2 protein-coding genes are annotated in these 1871 nt (G+C 40.0%); both read left to right on the top strand.

The window, feature by feature from the left end:
• The coding region (locus L2748_RS23725; protein WP_248957808.1) for an Rpn family recombination-promoting nuclease/putative transposase at positions 1 to 457 on the top strand (457 nt) is incomplete at its 5' end.
• A 999-nt stretch (positions 458 to 1456) separates the two neighbouring features.
• On the top strand, positions 1457 to 1819 hold the full coding sequence (locus L2748_RS23720) for a hypothetical protein (RefSeq protein WP_220783508.1): 363 nt from the start codon (positions 1457 to 1459) through the stop codon (positions 1817 to 1819).
• The last annotated feature ends 52 nt before the right edge of the window (positions 1820 to 1871 follow it).

Raw genomic sequence — 1871 nt, 5'->3', positions numbered from 1 at the left:
GCATCGACGAATAGCGCTTTTAGAGCTAGTACAGAAACACGCCAGGCATAAAGACATTATGGAATTAGTTGAGCCTCTGGTCAGGTTGCTACTAAGCGATTACACTACGGATAAGCAAGTACAGTCACTGATGAGCTATTTGCTCCAGGTCGGCGAAACAAGCAATCTCGAAGCCCTAATAACAACACTGGCTTCATCAGTTCCCAAGCACGAGGAAACACTTATGACAATTGCTGAACAATTACGCCAACAAGGGCGTCAAGAAGGACGTCAAGAAGGACGTCAAGAAGGACGTCAAGAAGGTATTCAACTTGGTGAAACCAAGGGACGTCAAGAGGGACGCCAAGAAGCGCTTATTGAAATCGCTAAAAACATGCTACACAACGGCATGGATCACCAGACCATTATTGACGTTACAGGCTTAAGTACCGAAGAGCTTGCACTATTAACACATTAACAGTAACAGGATTGTCGAATAGTTAACGCTGTTGCAGTTTTGAAATGTAGTTCTGCATGCTTTGTTAGTTTAATTTGTGGAGCACTTTATTGTAGAAGTAAGATTTCTGGAGGCTCAATGGCTTGGATATGCCAAAACTGTAATACTCAGATCAATGAATTCGGTTTTGAAGTATGTTGGAACTGCGGCTGTGAGAAAGGGCAAACAAAACCACCAGAATCGAAGCTTCAAGCTCTAACGTGCCTTCGTTGTGATTCGACGATGTTGGAGTTAGGTTCCAAGGAATTTCACGAAGGTACTAGATGGGGCGTAATTGGAAATCTAGAGGAGTTGTTTGTAGATAAACAAGCGCTCGATATGTTTGCATGTAAATTATGCGGCAAGGTTGAGTTTTTTTTCCCCCCAAAAAAGACAAATAGCATTATATGCAAATTCCAGCTTGACGGTATTGGGGCTTCGCGGAGTAAACATGAAATACGTTATTACATTCTTATTTGCTTATGTAGGATCGAAATTAACTTTTTATATTTTCAACTTCGACTACAACTTTATCTCTGATCCTTTTAATTATACAAACTTTCTAATTGATTTTGGTGTATTTATCATACTCTGGATTCTGGCAGAATTGGGATTCAATAAGTTCACAAGAAAACGTTAAGTTACATATTCTAATGCCGAGGTTCTATGCCGGAACCGCTCATAAGGACATCCCTCAATAGTCAATACCGGTCCTTGTGTGTAACGTATCCATTAATATCGTTAAAATATTTCGAGCAACGAGCCTATAAACGGTCAAAAATGTAGCACGCTATTTCTGGCTGACAACGGCCTCGCTGTTTTTCAAGTAAGTTGTCGCTATTTTTATAATTCAGCAACGTGAATGATTACGCACATACACTTTTTGCCAAACATATGTGCATATGTGCATATAAACTTTATGTTTCAAGCAGATAATATAATTCTAGAGTTAATGCACTTGTTTAAACAGAGGATTGAACAATGAAACCACTTTTTCTGTTGATTGGTGTCCTGGTGTTATTTGGCTGTACGGAAAACGCTAAAGAGCCCGTGTTATATAAAGGTGTTTACACCTACGGCTTTGAAGTCAGTGTATTTTCGCCTGATGAAGAGGCTAAAGAGTATTGGCTATATGCCGAGAACCAAGCGCTCGATGAAGTTCAACAAATGTTGACGAATACTATTATTGCGGCCAACGGGGATAATCCATATCCTAGTGTGCACATTGAGTTTTATGGGATTGATGAAGGCCCTCCAACAATCAATGACGGTGAAATCCCTTCTGCCTATGACGCATTAATGAATGTATGTAGTGGCATAGTGAATTTGGACACCAAGATGTAAGGGGTATAATCCCCATCTAAACACAAGGTGAACAAATGACCCGTAAATCAAA

Origin of the sequence: Shewanella sairae, from assembly GCF_023283535.1 — a bacterium.
GTDB classification, from domain to species: Bacteria; Pseudomonadota; Gammaproteobacteria; order Enterobacterales; family Shewanellaceae; genus Shewanella; species Shewanella sairae.
Note: the sequence above shows the minus strand (reverse complement) of the source record. Positions and strands in the feature narration are given on the sequence as shown.